Below are 25,651 nucleotides of genomic sequence, written 5' to 3' on the forward strand. Positions count from 1 at the left end.
TGAGCGCATCATCTGTCAACTAAATGGCAGGTGAAGGAGGCATAGGTCATACAAATGGATATTACAGACAAAAAAACCCGCCGCAGCGGGTCTTTGAGCCGGGTTCGATTAGTGTTCGAACATGGCAGAGATCGATTCTTCGTTGCTGATACGACGAATCGCTTCGGCCAGCATACCTGACAGGGTCAGAGTACGCACGTTCGGCAGTGATTTGATTTCATCGCTCAGCGGAATGGTATCGCAGACAACGACTTCATCAATTACAGAGTTACGCAGGTTGTTCGCCGCGTTGCCAGAGAAGATCGGGTGAGTCGCGTACGCAAATACACGTTTAGCACCACGTTCTTTCAGAGCTTCAGCAGCTTTACACAGCGTACCGCCAGTGTCGATCATATCATCGACCAGTACGCAGTCACGACCTGCAACGTCACCGATGATATGCATCACCTGGGAAACGTTCGCACGCGGACGACGTTTGTCGATGATTGCCATATCGGTATCGTTCAGCAGCTTAGCGATAGCGCGGGCACGCACAACGCCGCCGATGTCCGGAGAAACCACAATTGGGTTATCCAGATTCAGCTGCAGCATGTCTTCCAGCAGGATCGGGCTACCAAATACGTTATCAACCGGAACGTCGAAGAAACCCTGAATCTGTTCAGCGTGCAGATCCACTGTCAGCACACGGTCAACACCGACGCTGGAGAGGAAGTCTGCAACCACTTTCGCAGTGATTGGTACACGAGCGGAACGGACGCGACGGTCCTGGCGCGCATAGCCAAAGTAGGGGATAACAGCGGTGATACGACCTGCGGAAGCACGACGCAGGGCATCAACCATAACGACTAATTCCATCAGGTTGTCGTTAGTAGGGGCACAAGTGGACTGGATGATGAAAATATCACCACCGCGTACATTTTCATTAATTTGTACGCTGACTTCGCCATCGCTAAAGCGACCTACAGCGGCGTCGCCGAGTGAAGTGTACAGGCGGTTGGCAATACGTTGTGCTAGTTCCGGGGTGGCGTTACCAGCAAAAAGCTTCATATCAGGCACGAGAAGAACCTCAGGCATGCGTCCATTGGTGGAAAGAATCTGCCGAAAACTGTGCGGGCCAGGCATGATCCTTTCCAGGCGGTGTATTAAAGAGCGCGATGCAACGTCTGGAACAAGGTGACGTTGTCACCGAAACTCAGCTTGCCCGGCTTAAAGCATGGCTCTGTGCAATGGGGAAAGATTAACGCCTTTCGCCACAAAGCCATTGAGCCATTCCGGGGCTTGCTCTAGCACCTGGCGGGCTTCAGACTCTGTATCAAATTCAGCAAAGACACAGGCCCCTGTCCCAGTCAGGCGCGACGGGGCGTATTCTAACAGCCAGGAAAGCACCGCATCAACCTCGCGAAAACGTTTTCTTGCGATAACCTCGCAATCATTGCTGAATTCACATTTTAGCAACGTTTCTATTGACCTTTTTGGCGTATTGCGCGGGAGTTCAGGATCTTTAAAAATCACCGGAGTCGGAATACTTACACCAGGGTGCGCCACCAGATACCACTTCTCTGGCGGATCCACCGGCGTTAGTATTTCACCAACGCCTTCGGCAAACGCGGCATGCCCCCGAACAAAGACAGGAACATCTGCGCCCAGCGTCAGCCCCATTTCCGCCAGCTCATCCATGCTTAGCCCGCATTGCCAGAGATGATTTAATGCCACCAGGACCGTCGCGGCATTGGATGAACCACCGCCGAGACCGCCGCCCATCGGCAAACGCTTGTCAATGCTGATATTCGCACCGCTTCCCGTCGGAAGACGCCCGCTGTCTGCCGCAGTTTTCATCAACAATCGCGCTGCGCGAACGATCAGGTTATCTTCATGTTCCACGCCTTCAACGGGCGTTAACAGACGAATATCCCCATCGTCACGAAGCTCAATGCTGATGGTGTCGCCGTAATCAAGAAACTGAAACAGCGTTTGCAGCGTGTGGTAACCATCCGCACGCTGACCGGTAATGTATAAAAACAGATTAAGTTTTGCCGGAGAGGGCCACTGTGTCCGCATTATTTCACTATCCAGTTATCCATTTTTAACTTGATGCGTTGACCACCGTCGGTGAGTTCCATATTGGCTGGCATCGCAGGTTGCGTTTTGGTGTCATAACCACCATAAACAACCTTCCAGTTTTTGCCATTCTGGCTGTAGGTAATTTCGCTCAGGCGGTACTGGTCGTCCAGTTTGTAGTCGGTTGCATCACCCGGTAAACCTAAAATCCACTGGCGCAAGCTGTTGAGCGGAATTGGCATTCCGGTCAATTTGCCAATCATCTCTTCGGCGTCATCGGCGGTATAACGCTGACCTTTATTGTCGACTAACTGCACGTTACCCGGTTGAGCATTCAGCTCCAGTTCCGTGCTGCCCAATGGGTTAGTGAGCAGCAGACGGTAGCGATCCTGGCCGGTTTGCTGCCAGAAAAAGCGGGCGTACACTTTTTGTTGGTCAGAAATATAAGCGAACGCGCCGCGAGTCTGATACTGATTAAGATTGCGCACGTCTTGCTGATGCTGACGCCATTGTGGCGAATCCGGGCTTTTGCCAGGACCTTTGGGCGTGGTAACGGAACAGGCAGTGAGCACAAGAGCAGCCAGCGGTAGCAGGCGGATAAGACGAAAATCGGGCAGGGGCATAGTGATGACAAGTCCTTGAGATACGTTGCAGTTATAACCCTTAATGCTAGCGTTACCGTCCGCTATCGTCTATGTTCAAGTTGTCTTAATTGCCAGAATCTAACGGCTTTCGGCAATTACTCCAAAAGGGGGCGCTCTCTTTTATTGATCTTACGCATCCTGTATGATGCAAGCAGACTAACCCTATCAACGTTGGTATTATTTCCCGCAGACATGACCCTTTTAGCACTCGGTATCAACCATAAAACGGCACCTGTATCGCTGCGAGAACGTGTATCGTTTTCGCCGGATAAGCTCGATCAGGCGCTTGACAGCCTGCTTGCGCAGCCGATGGTGCAGGGCGGCGTGGTGCTGTCGACGTGCAACCGCACGGAACTTTATCTTAGCGTTGAAGAGCAGGATAACCTGCAAGAGGCGTTAATCCGCTGGCTTTGCGATTATCACAATCTTAATGAAGAAGATCTGCGTAAAAGCCTCTACTGGCATCAGGATAACGACGCGGTTAGCCATTTAATGCGTGTTGCCAGCGGCCTGGATTCACTGGTTCTTGGGGAGCCGCAGATCCTCGGTCAGGTTAAAAAAGCGTTTGCCGATTCGCAAAAAGGTCATATGAAGGCCAGCGAACTGGAACGCATGTTCCAGAAATCTTTCTCTGTCGCGAAACGCGTTCGCACTGAAACAGATATCGGTGCCAGTGCTGTGTCTGTCGCTTTTGCGGCTTGTACGCTGGCGCGGCAGATCTTTGAATCGCTCTCTACGGTCACAGTGTTGCTGGTAGGCGCGGGCGAAACCATCGAGCTGGTAGCGCGTCATCTGCGCGAACATAAAGTACAGAAGATGATTATCGCCAACCGCACTCGCGAACGTGCCCAAATTCTGGCAGATGAAGTTGGCGCGGAAGTGATTGCCCTGAGTGAGATCGACGAACGTCTGCGCGAAGCCGATATCATCATCAGTTCCACCGCCAGCCCGTTACCGATTATCGGGAAAGGCATGGTGGAGCGCGCATTAAAAAGCCGTCGCAACCAACCAATGCTGTTGGTGGATATTGCCGTTCCGCGCGATGTTGAGCCGGAAGTTGGCAAACTGGCGAATGCTTATCTTTATAGTGTGGACGATCTGCAAAGCATCATTTCGCACAACCTGGCGCAGCGTAAAGCCGCAGCGGTTGAGGCGGAAACTATTGTCGCTCAGGAAACCAGCGAATTTATGGCGTGGCTGCGAGCACAAAGCGCCAGCGAAACCATTCGCGAGTATCGCAGCCAGGCAGAGCACGTTCGCGATGAGTTAACCGCCAAAGCGTTAGCGGCCCTTGAGCAGGGCGGCGACGCGCAAGCCATTATGCAGGATCTGGCATGGAAACTGACTAACCGCTTGATCCATGCGCCAACGAAATCACTTCAACAGGCCGCCCGTGACGGGGATAACGAACGCCTGAATATTCTGCGCGACAGCCTCGGGCTGGAGTAGCAGTACATCATTTTCTTTTTTTACAGGGTGCATTTACGCCTATGAAGCCTTCTATCGTTGCCAAACTGGAAGCCCTGCATGAACGCCATGAAGAAGTTCAGGCGTTGCTGGGTGACGCGCAAACTATCGCCGACCAGGAACGTTTTCGCGCATTATCACGCGAATATGCGCAGTTAAGTGATGTTTCGCGCTGTTTTACCGACTGGCAACAGGTTCAGGAAGATATCGAAACCGCACAGATGATGCTCGATGATCCTGAAATGCGTGAGATGGCGCAGGATGAACTGCGCGAAGCTAAAGAAAAAAGCGAGCAACTGGAACAGCAATTACAGGTTCTGTTACTGCCAAAAGATCCTGATGACGAACGTAACGCCTTCCTCGAAGTCCGAGCCGGAACCGGCGGCGACGAAGCGGCGCTGTTCGCAGGCGATCTGTTCCGTATGTACAGCCGTTACGCCGAAGCCCGCCGCTGGCGGGTAGAAATCATGAGCGCCAGCGAGGGTGAACATGGTGGTTATAAAGAGATCATCGCCAAAATTAGCGGTGATGGTGTGTATGGTCGTCTGAAATTTGAATCTGGCGGTCATCGCGTGCAGCGTGTTCCTGCTACGGAATCGCAGGGTCGTATTCATACTTCTGCTTGTACCGTTGCGGTAATGCCAGAACTGCCTGACGCAGAACTGCCGGACATCAACCCAGCAGATTTACGCATTGATACTTTCCGCTCGTCAGGGGCGGGTGGTCAGCACGTTAACACCACCGATTCGGCAATTCGTATTACTCACTTGCCGACCGGGATTGTTGTTGAATGTCAGGATGAACGTTCACAACATAAAAACAAAGCGAAGGCACTTTCTGTACTTGGTGCTCGTATCCACGCTGCAGAAATGGCAAAACGGCAACAGGCCGAAGCGTCTACCCGTCGTAACCTGCTGGGGAGTGGCGATCGCAGCGACCGTAACCGTACTTACAACTTCCCGCAGGGGCGCGTTACCGATCACCGCATCAACCTGACACTCTACCGTCTGGATGAAGTGATGGAAGGTAAGCTGGATATGCTGATTGAACCGATTATCCAGGAACATCAGGCCGACCAACTGGCGGCGTTGTCCGAGCAGGAATAATGGAATATCAATACTGGTTACGTGAAGCAATAAGCCAACTTCAGGCGAGCGAAAGCCCACGCCGTGACGCTGAAATCTTATTGGAGTATGTCACTGGCAGGGGGCGGACTTTTATTCTGGCCTTTGGTGAAACGCAGCTGACTGACGAACAATGTCAGCAACTTGATGCGCTACTGACACGTCGTCGCGATGGTGAACCCATTGCTCATTTAACCGGGGTGCGAGAATTCTGGTCGTTGCCGTTATTTGTTTCGCCAGCGACCTTAATTCCGCGCCCGGATACGGAGTGTCTGGTGGAGCAGGCACTGGCGCGGTTGCCTGAACAACCTTGCCGTATTCTCGATCTCGGGACGGGTACCGGGGCGATTGCGCTTGCGCTGGCTAGCGAGCGCCCGGACTGCGAAATTATCGCTGTAGATCGTATGCCTGATGCTGTCTCCCTGGCACAACGTAATGCCCAGCATCTGGCGATCAAAAATATCCACATTCTGCAAAGCGACTGGTTTAGCGCGCTAGCCGGGCAGCAGTTTGCGATGATTGTCAGCAATCCGCCGTATATTGACGAGCAGGACCCACATCTTCAACAAGGCGATGTCCGCTTTGAGCCGCTCACTGCGCTGGTTGCGGCAGACAGTGGAATGGCAGACATCGTGCATATCATCGAACAGTCGCGTAACGCGCTGGTATCCGGCGGCTTTCTGCTTCTGGAACATGGCTGGCAGCAGGGCGAAGCGGTGCGACAAGCATTTATCCTCGCGGGGTATCATGACGTCGAAACCTGCCGTGACTATGGTGATAACGAGCGCGTAACGCTCGGCCGCTATTATCAATGACAAGTTTTTCTACACTGCTTAGTGTTCATCTTATTAGTATCGCGCTTTCTGTTGGGCTATTAACCTTACGTTTCTGGCTACGTTATCAGAAGCATCCACAGGCATTTGCTCGCTGGACGCGCATTGTGCCGCCGGTTGTCGATACGGTGTTATTGTTAAGCGGCATTGCGTTGATGGCTAAAGCGCACATCCTGCCATTTTCCGGGCAGGCACAGTGGCTGACTGAAAAGCTGTTTGGAGTTATCATTTATATCGTTTTGGGTTTTATTGCACTCGATTATCGTCGTATGCACAGTCAGCAGGCGCGCATTATTGCCTTCCCGCTGGCGTTGGTGGTGCTGTACATCATCATTAAACTCGCCACCACAAAAGTACCGTTACTGGGGTAAGTCATGAGATCGTTAGCTGATTTCGAATTTAATAAAGCGCCATTGTGCGAAGGCATGATCCTGGCTTGCGAAGCAATCCGCCGCGATTTTCCCTCGCAAGATGTTTACGACGAACTGGAGCGTCTCGTTAGTCTGGCGAAGGAAGAAATCAGCCAGCTTCTGCCTTTAGAAGAGCAGCTGGAAAAACTGATCGCGCTGTTTTACGGCGACTGGGGATTTAAAGCCTCACGCGGCGTTTATCGTCTTTCCGATGCATTATGGCTGGACCAGGTGTTAAAGAATCGACAGGGCAGTGCGGTATCATTAGGTGCGGTTTTATTATGGGTCGCGAATCGTCTCGATTTGCCGCTGCTGCCGGTGATTTTCCCTACGCAGCTGATATTGCGCATTGAATGTCCGGATGGCGAAATTTGGCTGATTAATCCTTTTAACGGTGAATCGTTAAGCGAACATATGCTGGACGTATGGTTAAAGGGAAATATCAGCCCGTCGGCGGAACTGTTTTATGAAGACCTTGATGAAGCTGATAACATTGAGGTAATCCGCAAATTGCTGGATACACTCAAAGCCTCGTTGATGGAAGAAAATCAGATGGAGCTGGCGTTACGCACCAGCGAAGCTTTATTACAATTCAACCCTGAAGATCCCTATGAAATTCGCGATCGCGGGTTGATTTATGCGCAACTGGATTGCGAACACGTTGCGTTGAACGATTTAAGTTATTTCGTTGAACAGTGTCCGGAAGACCCGATCAGCGAAATGATCCGTGCGCAAATAAATAACATCGCGCATAAACATATTGTGCTGCATTAATTAATCGACATTTTACTCAAGATTAAGGCGATCCTATGAAACAAAAAGTGGTTAGCATTGGCGACATCAACGTAGCAAATGACCTGCCGTTCGTACTGTTTGGCGGTATGAACGTGCTGGAATCTCGCGATCTGGCGATGCGCATTTGCGAGCACTACGTAACTGTGACCCAGAAACTGGGTATCCCTTACGTGTTCAAAGCCTCTTTTGACAAAGCCAACCGCTCCTCCATCCACTCTTATCGTGGACCGGGCCTGGAAGAAGGGATGAAAATCTTCCAGGAGTTGAAGCAGACTTTTGGCGTGAAAATTATCACCGACGTTCACGAACCAAGTCAGGCACAGCCCGTTGCTGATGTCGTGGATGTGATTCAGTTGCCGGCGTTTCTTGCTCGCCAGACTGACCTGGTTGAAGCCATGGCGAAAACCGGTGCGGTAATTAACGTCAAGAAACCACAGTTTGTCAGCCCGGGACAGATGGGTAATATCGTTGATAAATTCAAAGAAGGCGGCAACGAAAAAGTGATTCTTTGCGATCGTGGTGCTAACTTCGGCTATGACAACCTGGTTGTCGATATGCTGGGCTTCAGCATTATGAAGAAAGTGTCTGGTAACTCGCCGGTGATTTTCGACGTGACCCACGCACTGCAATGCCGCGATCCGTTTGGCGCAGCTTCCGGTGGTCGTCGTGCTCAGGTGGCTGAGCTGGCACGAGCCGGTATGGCGGTAGGTCTGGCGGGGCTGTTTATTGAAGCGCATCCGGATCCGGAACATGCGAAATGTGATGGTCCATCCGCGCTGCCGCTGGCTAAACTGGAACCGTTCCTCAAGCAGATGAAAGCGATTGATGATCTGGTGAAAGGTTTCGAAGAACTGGATACCAGCAAGTAATCTTTTTTGCTTGAAAAATAAAGTCTTAGCGTTCTGCGTTAAGACTTTTTTCATGGGTGCCAGATACAAAAAAGGCCGTAGGCTGTTACCCCTGCGGCCGGTTTCGGGCGCATATTGCCATCACGGCAGCCTGACGCCCGTTTTCACCTTACTTCCGGTTACGCCACCAGCCGACAATCGCTGCGGTAATAATTCCCGCCAGGATCGGTGCTGCCAGGTCGTGCCAGAAAATCATGGCAAACTGCGCGAGCGTCATATAGCCGCCTTGTTGTAATGACAACATTTTGCGGCTATTCTTGAATTGTTCTGGTTCAAGATTAGCCCCCGTTCTGTTGTCAGGTTAAACCTCTCAACGTGCGGGGGTTTTCTCTTTCCAGCAACCAATGCCACCAGGGATAAAGCCCCCGCAACATTGCGCCTCACCGGATAACGCCGGCTTGATGTGGATACTACGTCTCAATTCATCTTCACTTCATCCCTGAAATGTTTGCAATGAAGAGTGCATTCCGGTTTTTCAACAGCTGTTACAGTCGTTTCATGAGGGCTCTGGATGATGCTTCCAGCTCGGGTTGCCAATATTTACTTGTGGAAGAGATAAAGACAAAAATGGCCGCAGGCTGTTACCCCTGCGGCCGGTTTCGGGCGCATATTGCCATCACGGCAGCCTGACGCCCGTTTTCACCTTACTTCCGGTTACGCCACCAGCTGACAATCGCTGCGGTAATAATCCCCGTCAGGATCGGTGCCGCCAGGTCGTGCCAGAAAGTCATGGCAAACTGCGCGAGCGTCATATAGCCGCCTTGTTGTAATGACAACATTTTGCGGCTATTCTTGAAGTGTCTGGTTTCAAGATTAGCCCCCGTTCTGTTGTCAGGTTTTACCTCTCAACGTGCGGGGGTTTTCTCTTTCCAGCAACCAATGCCACCAGGGATAAAGCCCCCGCAACATTGCGCCTCACCGGATAATTCCGGCTTGGTGTGGATACTACGACTCAATTCATCTTCACTTCATCCCTGAAATGTTTGCAATGAAGAGTGCATTCCGGTTTTTCAACAGCTGTTACAGTCGTTTCATGAGTACTCTGGATGATGCTTCCAGCTCGGGTTGCCAATATTTACTTGTGGAAGAGATAAAGACAAAAATGGCCGCAGGCTGTTACCCCTGCGGCCGGTTTCGGGCGCATATTGCCATCACGGCAGCCTGACGCCCGTTTTCACCTTACTTCCGGTTACGCCACCAGCTGACAATCGCTGCGGTAATAATCCCCGTCAGGATCGGTGCCGCCAGGTCGTGCCAGAAAGTCATGGCAAACTGCGCGAGCGTCATATAGCCGCCTTGTTGTAATGACAACATTTTGCGGCTATTCTTGAAGTGTCTGGTTTCAAGATTAGCCCCCGTTCTGTTGTCAGGTTTTACCTCTCAACGTGCGGGGGTTTTCTCTTTCCAGCAACCAATGCCACCAGGGATAAAGCCCCCGCAACATTGCGCCTCACCGGATAATTCCGGCTTGGTGTGGATACTACGTCTCAATTCATCTTCACTTCATCCCTGAAATGTTTGCAATAAAGAGTACATTCCGGCTTTTCAACAGCTGTTGCAGTGGTTTCGTGCAGGTTGTGGTACAGGCTCGCAATTCTGATTAACGAGCTGTCCAGGTAGTATGAAGAAATACAATAAGCAGGAATTTATCTTATCTCCCCCGATTTCCGTCATCGGAGGAGATATAACTGTCAGGCAAATATCGTCATCAAATAGGCGGCAAACAGTGCCAGATGCGCTGCGCCATTGAGCACGTTAGTACGTCCGGTGGAGAAGGAGATATGGCACAGCACTAAAGAGGCCACCATCACCACCATTTCTGGCGCACCAAGTGCAAACTGTAATTCGTTACCCGTCATAAAGGCAATTAGCGTGACGACAGGTACGGTAAGCGAAATGGTTGCTAACACTGAACCAAAGAACAGATTCATCGCGCGCTGGACCTGGTTGTTCAACACTGCTTTTAACGCACCTAAACCTTCCGGCGACAGAATCAACAGAGCCACCAGGAAGCCAGTAAAGGCGACAGGGGCATTCATGCTGTCGAGCAATGTCTCCAGCGGGCTGGCATTCATTTTGGTGACTGCAATAACGGCAATCAGATGGATAATCAACCAGATAGCATGCCACACGCTGCTATGGGCAGACGGTTTACCGTGATGCGGGTCATCGTCATCACTGTCATCTTCGTGCTCGTAGACAAACAAACTTTGATGCGTTTTGGTCTGGATCAGCAAAAATACGCCATACATTGCCGCAGAAATTAATGCTACCAGTAACGCCTGACCGGTTGAAAAATTCGCCGCAGGCAGAGCCATTGGAAATACCAGTACGATTATCGCCAGGGGGAACAGCGCAATTAAATACTGCTTGATACCAAACAGATTCATATATTGGGTGGCAAACTTACGACCGCCCAACAATAATGAAAAGCCAACCAGCCCACCGGTAACAATCATAATGATTGAATAGAGCGTATCACGCATTAGCGTTGGCGCGGCGTCGCCGGTTGCCATTAAAGCTGAAATCAAACTGACTTCAAGAATAACCACTGAAAGGCTAAGAATAAGCGAACCGTAAGGTTCTCCCAGGCGATGGGCTAATACGTCCGCATGACGGACAACACTAAAGGCGCTACTTAAAATACCAATAAGCGCAAGAAGATTGATGGCAATGACCACTGGTAGTGTCTGGCTGCTTCCCCACAGGAACAGCACTACCAGCGCCAGAACCGGGAAAATAAGCGAAGTCTCCTTGTGGCGGGTTTTTACCGCCTCTTGAGCATTTGACATTATGGTTATCCCTTTGCAGATGAATTTATCGAAAATGTAAAAAATAGGTAGGAAAAATAACAGAAAGTGTCTGGATATCGGTAACATTTTACGAATTTTTACCCCACTGTCGATTTTTTACTCATTGGGACATAAAAATAAGTATTACGTTTAGACAATGTTTGTTTTAGCGTTTCTTAAGAACAGTCTGACATGAAAATTCCTATGTTTTGGCAAGAGTAGATATTGTTGACCACACTTAATGTTCAACTTTGTAAAAGGAGTCAACGATGCCGTATAAAACGAAAAGCGATCTGCCGGAAAGCGTAAAGCACGTTCTACCGTCTCATGCCCAGGATATCTATAAAGAAGCGTTCAACAGCGCATGGGATCAATATAAAGATAAAGACGATCGGCGTGATGACGCCAGTCGCGAAGAAACCGCGCATAAAGTGGCCTGGGCTGCTGTGAAGCATGAATATGCCAAAGGGGATGATGATAAATGGCATAAAAAATCGTAAAACCGGTAGCTTAGTTAAAGCTATTCGTGCGGTGTTGCCTTGCAAGTGGTCCGTGGATTGCATATTGTCCCGTTAGTGGTTTCAAAATGAGCAGTAAAAATGTCCGGAAGACACCAAAAAGTTGTCGCAGGGAAGTATGCAGTGGCGGAGGTGTAAGGTGATAACGCGTGATTTCTTGATGAATGCCGATTGTAAAACGGCATTTGGTGCCATTGAAGAATCACTCTTATGGTCAGCAGAGCAACGGGCGGCTTCGCTGGCGGCGACGCTGGCTTGTCGACCTGATGAGGGACCGGTGTGGATCTTCGGTTATGGATCGTTGATGTGGAATCCGGCACTGGAGTTTACCGAGTCGTGCACCGGTACACTGGTTGGATGGCATCGCGCGTTTTGCCTGCGCCTGACCGCCGGGCGCGGGACTGCGCACCAGCCGGGACGGATGCTTGCACTGAAAGAGGGCGGACGCACTACAGGCGTCGCCTATCGACTGCCAGAAGAGACGCTGGAGCAGGAACTAACCCTGTTGTGGAAGCGCGAGATGATTACCGGCTGTTATCTGCCAACCTGGTGTCAGCTTGATCTTGATGATGGATGCACAGTAAACGCCATTGTGTTTATTATGGACCCGCGACATCCAGAATATGAATCTGACACTCGCGCTCAGGTCATCGCGCCGTTGATTGCGGCGGCGAGCGGTCCGCTGGGAACCAACGCACAATACCTGTTTTCACTGGAACAGGAGCTTATCAAACTGGGAATGCAGGACGATGGGCTGAATGATTTGCTGGTATCGGTAAAAAAACTGCTGGCGGAGAATTATCCGGATGGTGTGTTACGGCCGGGATTCGCCTGAGTAAACTTCCCTCATAGTGGGGCGTCAGACGCCCCCTCAAACATTAAAATGTGAGCACTTTATCGGCTGACAGCGTCCATTGCGCCAGCTCCACAAGAGTACCGATTTCCACCCCATCAATAAGAGGAAGTGTGCTAATCCCGCGCCCGTCGGTACAGGTTTTGCACAATTTCACCGGTACATTCTGAGCGGTAAGGATCTCCAGCATTTGCTGAATGTTGTAGCCTTCCCCTGGTTTTTGCCCGCGCAACCCGGCTGTGACCGCATCAGACATCAGGAACAGACGCAGATCCAGATTGCTCTCCTGCTCTCGTAACGCAATGGCCAGCCGCAAGCTGTTAAACAAGGATTCGCTCCCGTAAGGTGCGCCATTGGCAACGATCACGATTTTTTGCATTATTTACTCCTGTATTCAGGGAATTAGACATTCATCTTCTATCTTACTGCTTCTGCAGCGTCTGACCAATCGGTCACATTTTTAAGGATTTTCCTGAAAGCGCGAGAAAATACGACAAAAGTTGCCAGTAATCGTTATTCTTTAAGGCTATGGTTTTTCATTATTACCGGAAGTTACCGACGTTTTGAGCCGTTTCGTTCCTCGCATTATCCCGTTTTATTTACTCTTGCTTGTAGCAGGCGGTACAGCTAACGCACAATCTACCTTCGAGCAAAAAGCGGCAAATCCCTATGATAATAACAATGATGGTCTGCCGGATTTAGGCATGGCTCCCGAAAATCATGATGGGGAAAAACACTTTGCTGAAATTGTGAAAGATTTCGGCGAAACCAGTATGAATGATAACGGGCTGGATACTGGCGAGCAGGCAAAAGCTTTCGCATTGGGAAAAGTCCGCGACGCGCTTAGTCAACAGGTTAATCAGCACGTAGAGTCCTGGCTATCACTGTGGGGAAATGCCAGTGTTGACGTCAAAGTGGATAACGAAGGACATTTCACCGGCAGTCGTGGAAGCTGGTTTGTGCCGTTACAAGATAATGATCGTTATCTCACCTGGAGCCAGCTTGGTCTTACTCAGCAGGATGATGGGTTGGTGAGCAATGTGGGCGTTGGGCAACGCTGGGCGCGCGGCAACTGGCTGGTGGGTTATAACACTTTTTATGACAACTTGCTGGACGAAAATCTTCAGCGAGCGGGCTTTGGTGCCGAAGCGTGGGGCGAATATTTGCGACTATCGGCAAACTTTTATCAGCCGTTTGCTGCATGGCATGAACAGACAGCCACGCAGGAACAACGGATGGCGCGCGGGTATGACCTGACAGCCCGGATGCGCATGCCGTTCTATCAACACCTCAATACCAGTGTCAGCGTAGAACAGTATTTTGGTGATCGTGTTGATTTGTTTAACTCTGGTACGGGTTATCACAATCCCGTCGCGTTGAGTCTGGGATTAAATTACACCCCTGTGCCATTAGTCACTGTGACGGCCCAGCATAAACAGGGTGAAAGTGGCGAGAATCAAAATAACCTCGGGCTGAATCTTAATTACCGCTTTGGTGTACCGCTCAAAAAACAACTTTCTGCGGGTGAGGTTGCCGAAAGTCAGTCGTTACGTGGTAGTCGCTATGACAATCCGCAGCGAAATAATCTACCGACTCTTGAGTACCGACAGCGAAAAACGTTAACGGTGTTTCTGGCGACACCGCCGTGGGATCTAAAACCTGGCGAAACAGTGCCGCTGAAATTACAAATCCGCAGTCGTTACGGTATTCGGCAACTGATTTGGCAGGGCGATACGCAGATATTAAGTTTGACGCCGGGCGCACAAGCCAACAGCGCGGAGGGCTGGACGCTGATCATGCCTGACTGGCAGAACGGGGAAGGGGCAAGCAATCACTGGCGATTGTCGGTGGTTGTGGAAGATAACCAGGGGCAGCGTGTCTCCTCCAATGAGATCACGCTAACGCTTGTCGAACCGTTCGATGCATTGTCAAACGACGAACTGCGCTGGGAACCGTAATCAGAAAATGCGCTCCTGATGCACCCATACCGCTGCTTCCACGCGAGACTTGAGCTTCATTTTCTTCAGCATGTGCTTGACGTGCACTTTTACTGTGCTTTCGGTGATATCCAGGCGGCGGGCAATCATCTTGTTCGGCAAACCCTGGGCAATCAGCTTGAGAATATCGCGCTCGCGTGGGGTTAACTGGTTAACATCGCGCTCAGTAGTGGCACGGTTAGCGCGCAAGCTGGCGGCCAGAACAGGCGTTAATGCTTCGCTTAATACCATTTCGCCAGCAGCTGCCTGATGCAATGCTTTCAGCAGATCTTCCGGTTCCATATCTTTTAACAGATAGCCATCCGCGCCGCGTTTCAGTGCGGTGACCACATCTTCTTCATGGTTAGAGACGCTGAATACCACAATGCGCCCTGAGAGGGACTTTTCGCGCAGTTTATCCAGCGTTTCCAGACCGTTCATGCCGGGCATATTGAGATCTAACAGGATCAGATCGGGATCAAGAGATTCCGCCAGTTCAATACCCTGTTCGCCATTACTCGCTTCGCCAACCACGGTGATAGCTGGTGCCATACTGATAAGCTGTTTTACGCCAGTTCGCAGCATCGGGTGATCGTCAATCAGCAGGATAGTAGCCGGTTCCTGATTACTCATGGGTATCTCCTTGGACGTCTGTGAAAGTTTTTTCGGGAATAAAGGTGACCACCACTTCGGTGCCACCTGATTCACGACGGCGGACGCGGCAATCGCCTCGTAAACTTTGCGCACGGTCGCGCATTATTATCATGCCGTAGTGATTGCTGCGGATGGCATTTTCAGGCACGCCGCAGCCGTTATCCTGTACGGTCAGTTTGACCTGATTATCGTTTTGCGCCACCGTCACCACGACCTCACTCGCTTGCGAATGTTTGAGGGCGTTACTTAATGCCTCACGGGCAATTTGCAACAAGTGGATTGCCTGATGCGAAGGCACCAGACGAGGCGGCAATTGATAATCCAGCTTCACCGGGAAGCCAAATTTGGCGCTGTACTCTTCGCAACTCGCCTCCAGCGCCGGACGTAATCCAGGCTCGGTGAGCTGCAAGCGGAATGTGGTGAGCAATTCACGCAACTGCGCCCAGGATGCATTCAGTTCGTTACGGATCTGACTTAACAGTTCGCGGCTGCTTTCTGGCAGCGCATCGCCCTGCATCTGTAAACAACTCACCTGCATCTTCATACAAGAGAGAGATTGGGCAATAGAATCATGCAGTTCGCGCGCAATGGTGGCACGCTCTTCCATCACGATCAACTGTTGCTGACGTTCCTGATGGCGATCCAACGCCAGCGTGGCGGTGAGTTGTTCAACCAGGGTATCCACCAGTTGTTGTTGATCATGGCTAAGATGACGCCCCTGCGGCAGGGTCGCCAGCAAAATACCGTACTGCGTATGAGAGTCAGCCAGCCGCCACTTCAGGGTTGTGCCGCGATCGCCAACGGGTAATACGCCGCGCGGGCAGAGCTGGCAGCCTTTATCATCACAAGTCATATCTGGTTGGCAGGTAAACTCCTGATGATTCTCTTCATCATCAGTATCATAAACCCGCAGTTCGATATCACGTAGCAGGGTTAAATTCTGTAAGCCGTTGAGTACAGGTGACAGGCGTTCACACAGCGGGGCTTGGGAATGCAAACGGCGGTTAGCCTGCCATAAAAAAGAGAGGATCTGATTTTTATGCTCCAGCCCGGCGGTTTTCTCCTGAACCCGCTGCTCAAGTACGGCATAACTTTCGGCCAGTTCTGCAGACATATTGTTCAACGCAGTTCCAAGCATCGCCATTTCGTTGCGCCCGCTGATGTTTGCGCGTTGGGTAAAATCGCGATGACTGACGGCACTCGCCATTGCCAGCAGTTGCCGCCACGGTTGTAGCAGTCGCGCCCGCAACCAGATAATAGTGAACACCAGTAAAAGTGCCATAAATACCGCCATTACCCGATGGACCAGTACCACTGTCTCGATGCGCATTTCCGTGGTGCGGTCAAAACCAGATACCAGTTGATCAAGCCCGGCAACAAACTGGCTGACATCCGCTGACACCGTTTCTCGGTTTTGTGCACGCATCAACGCAGGGATCAGTTCATTACGCCAGTAATCTTGTAAACCCTGTAATTGCGCCAGTTGTCCGTCTCGTTCTGCTGCTCGAGTCAACTCGGCGCTAAATGCCGTTTGTTCCATCTCTTTAATTAAGGGCTTGTCTTTCTCGCTTAATGGCACTGCTGCCAACAGACGGTAACTTTGCATGCGCAGCGATCCCGCTTTGTTGATCGCATGGGCGCTGCCCTGAACGCCTTGCACCAGCCAGCCAGAAACCGCCATCCCTGCCAGTCCAATAGCAGTAGAAAGCAACACAATAAGCGCAACCTGATTAACCAGGGTGAGCGGAGAGAGACAACGTTTAAGCATGTAAACCTCTTCCTTCAGGCTTTAAATGAGCAATAACCTTAATGAATGTGACGATACATTCTGGAATGGCAGTATTCTCGGCTATTGGCTGAAGTATACCCATACCCGGAAAGAGTTACTCCTTATTTGCCGTGTGGTTAGTCGCTTTACATCGGTAAGGGTAGGGATTCTACAGCACCGTGAAAAATCTCATAATTTTTATGAAATCACTGTACTCACTATGGGTAATGATAAATATCAATGATAGATAAAGTTATCTTATCGTTTGATTTACATCAAATTGCCTTTAGCTACAGACACTAAGGTGGCAGACATCGAAACGAGTATCAGAGGTGTCTATGAGTCACTCATCCGCCCCCGAAAGGGCTACTGGAGCTGTCATTACAGATTGGCGACCGGAAGATCCTGCGTTCTGGCAACAACGCGGTCAACGTATTGCCAGCCGTAACCTGTGGATTTCCGTTCCCTGTCTGCTGCTGGCGTTTTGCGTATGGATGTTGTTCAGCGCTGTTGCGGTGAACTTACCGAAAGTCGGTTTTAATTTTACGACCGATCAGCTATTTATGTTGACTGCGCTGCCTTCGGTTTCTGGCGCGTTATTACGTGTTCCATACTCCTTTATGGTTCCTATCTTCGGTGGTCGTCGCTGGACGGCGTTCAGCACCGGTATTCTGATTATTCCTTGCGTCTGGCTGGGTTTTGCCGTGCAGGATACCTCCACGCCTTATAGCGTCTTCATCATCATCTCTCTGCTATGCGGCTTTGCTGGCGCGAACTTCGCATCCAGTATGGCAAACATCAGCTTCTTCTTTCCGAAACAGAAGCAGGGTGGCGCGCTGGGTCTGAATGGTGGTCTGGGAAACATGGGCGTCAGCGTCATGCAGTTGGTTGCTCCGCTGGTGGTATCACTGTCGATTTTCGCAGTATTTGGTAGCCAGGGCGTCAAACAGCCGGATGGGACTGAGCTGTATCTGGCGAATGCGTCCTGGATATGGGTGCCGTTCCTTGCCATCTTCACCATTGCAGCGTGGTTTGGCATGAACGATCTTGCTACCTCGAAAGCCTCCATCAAGGAGCAGTTGCCGGTACTCAAACGGGGTCATCTGTGGATTATGAGCCTGCTGTATCTGGCAACCTTCGGCTCCTTTATCGGCTTCTCCGCGGGCTTTGCAATGCTGTCAAAAACGCAGTTCCCGGATGTTCAGATTCTGCAATACGCTTTCTTCGGGCCGTTTATTGGTGCGCTGGCGCGTTCTGCAGGTGGTGCATTATCTGACCGTCTGGGCGGAACTCGTGTCACGCTGGTGAACTTTATTCTGATGGCGATTTTCAGCGGCCTGCTGTTCCTGACCTTACCTACTGACGGGCAGGGCGGAAGCTTCATGGCGTTCTTCGCGGTCTTCCTGGCGCTGTTCCTGACAGCTGGGCTGGGTAGTGGTTCCACTTTCCAGATGATTTCAGTGATCTTTCGTAAACTGACAATGGATCGCGTGAAAGCAGAAGGGGGTTCTGACGAACGTGCGATGCGTGAAGCGGCAACCGACACGGCGGCGGCGTTGGGTTTCATCTCTGCGATTGGCGCGATAGGTGGCTTCTTTATCCCGAAAGCGTTCGGTAGCTCGCTGGCATTAACGGGTTCGCCAGTTGGCGCAATGAAAGTATTTTTGATTTTCTATATCGCCTGCGTAGTGATTACCTGGGCGGTATATGGTCGGCATTCTAAAAAATAAATCTTAATATTTGATTATCCTTTGCGCGGCATGATGTCGCGCTTTTTTTATGCGTCATTTAGTTACAACATACTCATATTATATGGCTTATTTCGCCGGATTTCATTAAGAGCCATTAATATGTTACCCATGGGGAATACTCCTTAATACCCATCTGCATAAAAATCTTAATAGTTTAAATAACTACAGGTATAAAACGTCTTAATTTACAGTCTGTTATGTGGTGTCTGTTAATTATCCTAAAGGGGTATCTTAGGAATTTACTTTATTTTTCATCCCCATCACTCTTGATCGTTATCAATTCCCACGCTGTTTCAGAGCGTTACCTTGCCCTTAAACATTAGCAATGTCGATTTATCAGAGGGCCGACAGGCTCCCACAGGAGAAAACCGATGAGTAAATTCCTGGACCGGTTTCGCTACTTCAAACAGAAGGGTGAAACCTTTGCCGATGGGCATGGCCAGCTTCTCAATACCAACCGTGACTGGGAGGATGGATATCGCCAGCGTTGGCAGCATGACAAAATCGTCCGCTCTACCCACGGGGTAAACTGCACCGGCTCCTGCAGCTGGAAAATCTACGTCAAAAACGGTCTGGTCACCTGGGAAACCCAGCAGACTGACTATCCGCGTACCCGTCCGGATCTGCCAAACCATGAACCTCGCGGCTGCCCGCGCGGTGCCAGCTACTCCTGGTATCTTTACAGTGCCAACCGCCTGAAATACCCGATGATGCGCAAACGCCTGATGAAAATGTGGCGTGAAGCGAAGGCGCTGCATAGCGATCCGGTTGAGGCATGGGCTTCTATCATTGAAGACGCCGATAAAGCGAAAAGCTTTAAGCAGGCGCGTGGACGCGGTGGATTTGTTCGTTCTTCCTGGCAGGAGGTGAACGAACTGATCGCCGCATCTAACGTTTACACCATCAAAAACTACGGCCCGGACCGTGTTGCTGGTTTCTCGCCAATTCCGGCAATGTCGATGGTTTCTTACGCATCGGGTGCACGCTATCTCTCGCTGATTGGCGGTACTTGCTTAAGCTTCTACGACTGGTACTGCGACTTGCCTCCTGCGTCTCCGCAAACCTGGGGCGAGCAAACTGACGTACCGGAATCTGCTGACTGGTACAACTCCAGCTACATCATCGCCTGGGGGTCAAACGTGCCGCAGACGCGTACCCCGGATGCTCACTTCTTTACTGAAGTGCGTTACAAAGGGACCAAAACTGTTGCCGTCACACCAGACTACGCTGAAATCGCCAAACTGTGCGATCTGTGGCTGGCACCGAAACAGGGCACCGATGCGGCAATGGCGCTGGCGATGGGCCACGTAATGCTGCGTGAATTCCACCTCGACAACCCAAGCCAGTATTTCACCGACTATGTGCGTCGCTACACCGACATGCCGATGCTGGTGATGCTGGAAGAACGCGACGGTTACTACGCTGCAGGTCGTATGCTGCGCGCTGCTGATCTGGTTGATGCGCTGGGCCAGGAAAACAATCCGGAATGGAAAACTGTCGCCTTTAATACCAATGGCGAAATGGTTGCGCCGAACGGTTCTATTGGCTTCCGCTGGGGCGAGAAGGGCAAATGGAATCTTGAGCAGCGCGACGGCAAAACTGGCGAAGAAACCGAGCTGCAACTGAGCCTGCTGGGTAGCCAGGATGAGATCGCTGAGGTAGGCTTCCCGTACTTTGGTGGCGACGGCACGGAACACTTCAACAAAGTGGAACTGGAAAACGTGCTGCTGCACAAACTGCCGGTGAAACGCCTGCAACTGGCTGATGGCAGCACCGCCCTGGTGACCACCGTTTATGATCTGACGCTGGCAAACTACGGTCTGGAACGTGGCCTGAACGACGTTAACTGTGCAACCAGCTATGACGATGTGAAAGCTTATACCCCGGCCTGGGCCGAGCAGATTACCGGCGTTTCTCGCAGCCAGATTATTCGCATCGCCCGTGAATTTGCCGATAACGCTGATAAAACGCACGGTCGTTCGATGATTATCGTCGGTGCGGGGCTGAACCACTGGTATCACCTCGATATGAACTATCGTGGTCTGATCAACATGCTGATTTTCTGCGGCTGTGTCGGTCAGAGCGGGGGCGGCTGGGCGCACTATGTAGGTCAGGAAAAACTGCGTCCGCAAACCGGCTGGCAGCCGCTGGCGTTTGCCCTTGACTGGCAGCGTCCGGCGCGTCACATGAACAGCACTTCTTATTTCTATAACCACTCCAGCCAGTGGCGTTATGAAACCGTCACGGCGGAAGAGTTGCTGTCACCGATGGCGGACAAATCCCGCTATACCGGACACTTGATCGACTTTAACGTCCGTGCGGAACGCATGGGCTGGCTGCCGTCTGCACCGCAGTTAGGCACTAACCCGCTGACTATCGCTGGCGAAGCGGAAAAAGCCGGGATGAATCCGGTGGACTATACGGTGAAATCCCTGAAAGAGGGTTCCATCCGTTTTGCGGCAGAACAACCAGAAAACGGTAAAAACCACCCGCGCAACCTGTTCATCTGGCGTTCTAACCTGCTCGGTTCTTCCGGTAAAGGTCATGAGTTTATGCTCAAGTACCTGCTGGGGACGGAGCACGGTATCCAGGGTAAAGATCTGGGGCAACAGGGCGGCGTGAAGCCGGAAGAAGTGGACTGGCAGGACAATGGTCTGGAAGGCAAGCTGGATCTGGTGGTTACGCTGGACTTCCGTCTGTCGAGCACCTGTCTCTATTCCGACATCATTTTGCCGACGGCGACCTGGTACGAAAAAGACGACATGAATACTTCGGATATGCATCCGTTTATTCACCCGCTGTCTGCGGCGGTCGATCCGGCCTGGGAAGCGAAAAGCGACTGGGAAATCTACAAAGCCATCGCGAAGAAATTCTCCGAAGTGTGCGTCGGCCATCTGGGTAAAGAAACCGACATCGTCACGCTGCCTATCCAGCATGACTCTGCCGCTGAACTGGCGCAGCCGCTGGATGTGAAAGACTGGAAAAAAGGCGAGTGCGACCTGATCCCAGGTAAAACCGCGCCACACATTATGGTCGTAGAGCGTGATTATCCGGCGACTTACGAACGCTTTACCTCTATCGGCCCGCTGATGGAGAAAATCGGTAATGGCGGTAAAGGGATTGCCTGGAACACCCAGAGCGAGATGGATCTGCTGCGTAAGCTCAACTACACCAAAGCGGAAGGTCCGGCGAAAGGCCAGCCGATGCTGAACACCGCAATTGATGCGGCAGAGATGATCCTGACACTGGCACCGGAAACCAACGGTCAGGTAGCCGTGAAAGCCTGGGCTGCCCTGAGCGAATTTACCGGTCGTGACCATACGCATCTGGCGCTGAATAAAGAAGACGAGAAGATCCGCTTCCGCGATATTCAGGCACAGCCGCGCAAAATTATCTCCAGCCCGACCTGGTCTGGTCTGGAAGATGAACACGTTTCTTACAACGCCGGTTACACCAACGTTCACGAGCTGATCCCATGGCGTACGCTCACTGGTCGTCAGCAACTGTATCAGGATCACCAGTGGATGCGTGATTTCGGTGAAAGCCTGCTGGTTTATCGTCCGCCGATCGACACCCGTTCGGTGAAAGAAGTGATAGGCCAGAAATCCAACGGCAACCCGGAAAAAGCGCTCAACTTCCTGACGCCGCACCAGAAGTGGGGTATCCACTCCACCTACAGCGACAACCTGCTGATGCTGACTTTAGGTCGCGGTGGTCCGGTGGTCTGGTTGAGTGAAGCCGATGCCAAAGATCTGGGTATCGCCGATAACGACTGGATTGAAGTATTCAACAGCAACGGTGCTCTGACTGCCCGTGCGGTTGTCAGCCAGCGTGTTCCGGCAGGGATGACCATGATGTACCACGCGCAGGAACGTATCGTTAACCTGCCTGGTTCGGAAATTACCCAACAGCGTGGTGGTATCCATAACTCGGTCACCCGTATCACGCCGAAACCGACGCATATGATCGGCGGCTATGCCCATCTGGCATACGGCTTTAACTACTACGGCACCGTAGGTTCTAACCGCGATGAGTTTGTTGTAGTGCGTAAGATGAAGAACATTGACTGGTTAGATGGCGAAGGCAATGACCAGGTACAGGAGAGCGTAAAATGAAAATTCGTTCACAAGTCGGCATGGTGCTGAATCTCGATAAGTGCATCGGCTGCCACACCTGTTCAGTTACCTGTAAAAACGTCTGGACCAGCCGTGAAGGCGTGGAATACGCGTGGTTCAACAACGTGGAAACCAAGCCGGGCCAGGGCTTCCCGACTGACTGGGAAAACCAGGAAAAATACAAAGGCGGCTGGATCCGTAAAATCAACGGCAAACTGCAGCCGCGCATGGGTAACCGTGCCATGCTGCTGGGTAAAATCTTCGCTAACCCGCATCTGCCGGGGATCGACGATTATTACGAGCCGTTCGATTTTGACTATCAGAACCTGCATACCGCGCCGGAAGGCAGCAAATCGCAGCCGATTGCCCGTCCGCGTTCGCTGATTACCGGCGAACGGATGGCGAAAATCGAAAAAGGGCCGAACTGGGAAGATGACCTGGGCGGTGAGTTTGACAAGCTGGCGAAAGACAAGAACTTCGACAACATCCAGAAGGCGATGTATAGCCAGTTCGAAAACACCTTTATGATGTATTTGCCGCGCCTGTGCGAACACTGCCTGAACCCGGCATGTGTGGCGACCTGCCCGAGCGGTGCGATTTACAAGCGTGAAGAAGATGGCATCGTCCTGATCGACCAGGATAAATGCCGTGGCTGGCGTATGTGCATCACCGGATGCCCGTACAAAAAAATCTACTTCAACTGGAAGAGCGGTAAGTCTGAGAAGTGCATCTTCTGCTATCCGCGTATTGAAGCGGGTCAGCCGACCGTGTGCTCAGAAACCTGTGTCGGTCGTATCCGTTATCTTGGCGTGCTGCTGTACGATGCCGACGCGATTGAACGTGCAGCCAGCACCGAGAACGAGAAAGATCTTTACCAGCGTCAGCTGGAGGTGTTCCTCGATCCGAACGATCCGAAAGTCATCGAGCAGGCGATTAAAGACGGTATTCCGCTGAGCGTTATTGAAGCCGCACAGCAGTCGCCGGTTTATAAAATGGCAATGGAATGGAAACTGGCGCTGCCGCTGCATCCAGAATATCGCACACTGCCGATGGTCTGGTACGTGCCGCCTCTGTCTCCGATTCAGTCTGCGGCAGACGCGGGTGAGCTGGGTAGCAACGGCATTCTGCCAGACGTCGAAAGCTTGCGTATTCCGGTACAGTATCTGGCGAATCTGCTGACCGCCGGTGATACCAAACCGGTACTGCGCGCACTGAAACGTATGCTGGCGATGCGTCATTACAAACGTGCTGAAACCGTTGACGGTAAAGTTGATACCCGTGCGCTGGAAGAGGTCGGTCTGACCGAAGCCCAGGCACAGGAGATGTACCGTTATCTGGCGATTGCTAACTACGAAGATCGCTTTGTGGTGCCGAGTAGTCATCGTGAACTGGCACGGGAAGCCTTCCCGGAGAAAAATGGCTGCGGCTTTACCTTTGGTGATGGCTGCCACGGTTCAGATACCAAATTCAATCTGTTCAACAGCCGTCGTATCGATGCCATCGATGTGACCAGCAAAACGGAGCCGCATCCATGATCGAACTCGTGATTGTATCGCGTCTCCTTGAATATCCGGATGCTGCCTTATGGCAGCATCAACAAGAGATGTTTGAGGCGATTGCTGCGTCGAAAAATCTGTCGAAAGAAGATGCCCATGCGCTGGGCATTTTCCTGCGCGATTTAACGGCGATGGATCCGCTCGATGCCCAGGCCCAGTACAGCGAACTGTTCGACCGTGGCCGCGCCACGTCACTGTTGCTATTTGAACATGTTCACGGTGAATCCCGTGACCGCGGCCAGGCGATGGTGGACCTGCTGGCGCAGTACGAGCAGCACGGCTTGCAGTTAAACAGCCGCGAATTACCGGACCATCTGCCGCTGTATCTGGAGTACCTGTCGCAGCTGCCGCAAAGCGAAGCCGTGGAAGGTTTGAAAGATATCGCGCCGATTCTGGCATTGCTGAGCGCGCGTCTGCAACAGCGTGAAAGCCGTTATGCCGTGATGTTTGATCTGCTGCTGAAATTGGCCAATACCGCTATCGACAGCGACAAAGTGGCGGAAAAAATTGCCGACGAAGCGCGCGATGATACGCCGCAGGCGCTGGATGCTGTCTGGGAAGAAGAGCAGGTTAAATTCTTTGCTGACAAAGGCTGCGGTGATTCAGCAATCACTGCTCATCAGCGTCGCTTTGCCGGTGCCGTCGCGCCGCAATATCTGAATATCACCACCGGAGGACAGCACTAATGCAATTCCTGAATATGTTCTTCTTTGATATCTACCCGTACATAGCCGGGGCGGTCTTCCTGATTGGTAGCTGGCTGCGTTATGACTACGGGCAGTACACCTGGCGCGCGGCGTCCAGCCAGATGCTGGATCGCAAAGGGATGAACCTGGCGTCGAACCTGTTCCATATCGGTATTCTGGGGATTTTTGTTGGTCACTTCTTCGGTATGCTGACGCCGCACTGGATGTATGAAGCCTGGCTGCCGATTGAAGTGAAACAGAAAATGGCGATGTTTGCTGGTGGTGCCAGCGGCGTGCTGTGTCTGATTGGCGGCGTGCTGTTGCTGAAGCGTCGTCTGTTCAGCCCACGCGTGCGTGCAACCACTACCGGAGCGGATATCCTGATCCTGTCGCTGCTCGTTATCCAGTGCGCGCTGGGCCTGTTGACCATTCCGTTCTCCGCTCAGCATATGGACGGTAGCGAGATGATGAAACTGGTTGGCTGGGCGCAGTCGGTGGTGACCTTCCACGGTGGCGCTTCTCAACACCTCGATGGTGTGGCGTTTATCTTCCGTCTGCACCTGGTGCTGGGGATGACGTTATTCCTGCTGTTCCCGTTCTCGCGTCTGGTACACATCTGGAGCGTACCGGTGGAGTATCTGACACGTAAGTACCAGCTGGTGCGCGCTCGTCACTAAGCGAATTTTAGTTCACATAGACCCTGCTTCGGCGGGGTTTTTTTATGGGCACGGTGCGGGGTGAGT

Annotated in this window: 24 protein-coding genes; 14 read left to right on the forward strand and 10 right to left on the reverse strand. The window is 51.7% G+C overall.

What is annotated here, in order from left to right; all coding sequences use genetic code 11:
• Nucleotides 1-108: 108 nt before the first annotated feature.
• The 3 genes from prs to lolB form a co-directional block, all read right to left on the reverse strand.
• Nucleotides 109-1,056 (reverse strand): ribose-phosphate diphosphokinase, encoded by a 948-nt coding sequence (prs, locus tag ACJHXA_RS01195; protein ID WP_001298109.1) that lies wholly within the window; start codon nt 1,054-1,056, stop codon nt 109-111.
• 150 nt (nt 1,057-1,206) lie between these two features.
• Nucleotides 1,207-2,058 carry a 4-(cytidine 5'-diphospho)-2-C-methyl-D-erythritol kinase gene (ispE, locus tag ACJHXA_RS01200; protein ID WP_001260333.1) on the reverse strand — a complete coding sequence of 284 codons (852 nt, stop codon included), beginning with the start codon at nt 2,056-2,058 and terminating at the stop codon, nt 1,207-1,209.
• Complete coding sequence (lolB, locus tag ACJHXA_RS01205; RefSeq protein WP_001130692.1) at nt 2,058-2,681, reverse strand: lipoprotein insertase outer membrane protein LolB; 624 nt, start codon at nt 2,679-2,681, stop codon at nt 2,058-2,060. The genes ispE and lolB overlap by 1 nt, the downstream gene beginning before the upstream one ends.
• Nucleotides 2,682-2,894: 213 nt before the next feature.
• Here lolB and hemA point away from each other — a divergent pair, with 213 nt between their 5' ends.
• Genes hemA through kdsA form a run of 6 tightly spaced genes read left to right on the forward strand, consistent with a single transcriptional unit; the run spans nt 2,895 to nt 8,200 of the window.
• Complete coding sequence (gene hemA, locus ACJHXA_RS01210) at nt 2,895-4,151, forward strand: glutamyl-tRNA reductase (protein ID WP_000173200.1); 1,257 nt, start codon at nt 2,895-2,897, stop codon at nt 4,149-4,151.
• Between the two features lie 41 nt (nt 4,152-4,192).
• Nucleotides 4,193-5,275: a peptide chain release factor 1 gene (gene prfA / locus ACJHXA_RS01215; RefSeq protein WP_000804726.1), complete on the forward strand. Its 1,083-nt coding sequence runs from the start codon at nt 4,193-4,195 to the stop codon at nt 5,273-5,275.
• Nucleotides 5,275-6,108 (forward strand): peptide chain release factor N(5)-glutamine methyltransferase, encoded by an 834-nt coding sequence (prmC, locus tag ACJHXA_RS01220; RefSeq protein WP_000456571.1) that lies wholly within the window; start codon nt 5,275-5,277, stop codon nt 6,106-6,108. Before prfA ends, prmC begins: the two co-directional genes overlap by 1 nt.
• Nucleotides 6,105-6,497: an invasion regulator SirB2 gene (sirB2, locus tag ACJHXA_RS01225; protein WP_000200378.1), complete on the forward strand. Its 393-nt coding sequence runs from the start codon at nt 6,105-6,107 to the stop codon at nt 6,495-6,497. Before prmC ends, sirB2 begins: the two co-directional genes overlap by 4 nt.
• Nucleotides 6,498-6,500: 3 nt before the next feature.
• Entirely contained in the window at nt 6,501-7,310 is an 810-nt protein-coding gene (gene sirB1, locus ACJHXA_RS01230; RefSeq protein ID WP_001257044.1) for an invasion regulator SirB1, read from the forward strand.
• A 35-nt stretch (nt 7,311-7,345) separates the two neighbouring features.
• Nucleotides 7,346-8,200, forward strand: a complete 855-nt coding sequence (kdsA, locus tag ACJHXA_RS01235; RefSeq protein WP_000811065.1) for a 3-deoxy-8-phosphooctulonate synthase — start codon at nt 7,346-7,348, stop codon at nt 8,198-8,200.
• 148 nt (nt 8,201-8,348) lie between these two features.
• Here kdsA and ACJHXA_RS01240 read toward each other — a convergent pair whose 3' ends face one another.
• From ACJHXA_RS01240 to chaA, 4 genes are all read right to left on the reverse strand, one after another.
• The gene (locus ACJHXA_RS01240) at nt 8,349-8,456 is read right to left on the reverse strand and encodes a type I toxin-antitoxin system toxin Ldr family protein (RefSeq protein ID WP_000170954.1); all 108 of its coding nucleotides are present in this window, start codon (nt 8,454-8,456) and stop codon (nt 8,349-8,351) included.
• A 427-nt stretch (nt 8,457-8,883) separates the two neighbouring features.
• A complete protein-coding gene (locus ACJHXA_RS01245; protein WP_074147554.1) occupies nt 8,884-8,991 on the reverse strand; it encodes a type I toxin-antitoxin system toxin Ldr family protein in 108 nt (35 codons plus the stop codon).
• Between the two features lie 427 nt (nt 8,992-9,418).
• A complete protein-coding gene (locus ACJHXA_RS01250) occupies nt 9,419-9,526 on the reverse strand; it encodes a type I toxin-antitoxin system toxin Ldr family protein (RefSeq protein ID WP_074147554.1) in 108 nt (35 codons plus the stop codon).
• A gap of 404 nt (nt 9,527-9,930) precedes the next feature.
• Entirely contained in the window at nt 9,931-11,031 is a 1,101-nt protein-coding gene (gene chaA, locus ACJHXA_RS01255; RefSeq protein WP_001295620.1) for a sodium-potassium/proton antiporter ChaA, read from the reverse strand.
• Nucleotides 11,032-11,300: 269 nt separating this feature from the next.
• Here chaA and chaB point away from each other — a divergent pair, with 269 nt between their 5' ends.
• Both chaB and chaC read left to right on the forward strand, forming a co-directional pair.
• Complete coding sequence (chaB, locus tag ACJHXA_RS01260) at nt 11,301-11,531, forward strand: putative cation transport regulator ChaB (protein ID WP_001146442.1); 231 nt, start codon at nt 11,301-11,303, stop codon at nt 11,529-11,531.
• A gap of 157 nt (nt 11,532-11,688) precedes the next feature.
• Nucleotides 11,689-12,384, forward strand: a complete 696-nt coding sequence (gene chaC / locus ACJHXA_RS01265; protein ID WP_001297117.1) for a glutathione-specific gamma-glutamylcyclotransferase — start codon at nt 11,689-11,691, stop codon at nt 12,382-12,384.
• A gap of 43 nt (nt 12,385-12,427) precedes the next feature.
• On the opposite strand, the gene ychN is transcribed toward chaC, so the two are convergent.
• On the reverse strand, nt 12,428-12,781 hold the full coding sequence (ychN, locus tag ACJHXA_RS01270; RefSeq protein WP_001169669.1) for a DsrE/F sulfur relay family protein YchN: 354 nt from the start codon (nt 12,779-12,781) through the stop codon (nt 12,428-12,430).
• A 184-nt stretch (nt 12,782-12,965) separates the two neighbouring features.
• Between ychN and ychO the strand changes: the two genes are divergently transcribed.
• Nucleotides 12,966-14,360 carry an inverse autotransporter invasin YchO gene (gene ychO / locus ACJHXA_RS01275; RefSeq protein ID WP_039023412.1) on the forward strand — a complete coding sequence of 465 codons (1,395 nt, stop codon included), beginning with the start codon at nt 12,966-12,968 and terminating at the stop codon, nt 14,358-14,360.
• Here ychO and narL read toward each other — a convergent pair whose 3' ends face one another.
• Entirely contained in the window at nt 14,361-15,011 is a 651-nt protein-coding gene (gene narL / locus ACJHXA_RS01280) for a two-component system response regulator NarL (protein WP_000070486.1), read from the reverse strand.
• Nucleotides 15,004-16,800 (reverse strand): nitrate/nitrite two-component system sensor histidine kinase NarX, encoded by a 1,797-nt coding sequence (gene narX, locus ACJHXA_RS01285; RefSeq protein ID WP_000918060.1) that lies wholly within the window; start codon nt 16,798-16,800, stop codon nt 15,004-15,006. The genes narL and narX overlap by 8 nt, the downstream gene beginning before the upstream one ends.
• A gap of 338 nt (nt 16,801-17,138) precedes the next feature.
• Here narX and narK point away from each other — a divergent pair, with 338 nt between their 5' ends.
• From narK to narI, 5 genes are all read left to right on the forward strand, one after another.
• Nucleotides 17,139-18,530, forward strand: a complete 1,392-nt coding sequence (narK, locus tag ACJHXA_RS01290; RefSeq protein ID WP_000019827.1) for a nitrate transporter NarK — start codon at nt 17,139-17,141, stop codon at nt 18,528-18,530.
• Between the two features lie 392 nt (nt 18,531-18,922).
• Nucleotides 18,923-22,666: a nitrate reductase subunit alpha gene (locus tag ACJHXA_RS01295; RefSeq protein ID WP_000032943.1), complete on the forward strand. Its 3,744-nt coding sequence runs from the start codon at nt 18,923-18,925 to the stop codon at nt 22,664-22,666.
• Entirely contained in the window at nt 22,663-24,201 is a 1,539-nt protein-coding gene (gene narH, locus ACJHXA_RS01300) for a nitrate reductase subunit beta (protein ID WP_000702660.1), read from the forward strand. Before ACJHXA_RS01295 ends, narH begins: the two co-directional genes overlap by 4 nt.
• Complete coding sequence (narJ, locus tag ACJHXA_RS01305; RefSeq protein ID WP_000571699.1) at nt 24,198-24,908, forward strand: nitrate reductase molybdenum cofactor assembly chaperone; 711 nt, start codon at nt 24,198-24,200, stop codon at nt 24,906-24,908. The genes narH and narJ overlap by 4 nt, the downstream gene beginning before the upstream one ends.
• Nucleotides 24,908-25,585: a respiratory nitrate reductase subunit gamma gene (narI, locus tag ACJHXA_RS01310; RefSeq protein ID WP_001160110.1), complete on the forward strand. Its 678-nt coding sequence runs from the start codon at nt 24,908-24,910 to the stop codon at nt 25,583-25,585. Before narJ ends, narI begins: the two co-directional genes overlap by 1 nt.
• Nucleotides 25,586-25,651: the final 66 nt, after the last annotated feature.

Source organism: Escherichia sp. WS33 (genome assembly GCF_046486385.1).
Classification (GTDB): Bacteria; Pseudomonadota; Gammaproteobacteria; order Enterobacterales; family Enterobacteriaceae; genus ECMA0423.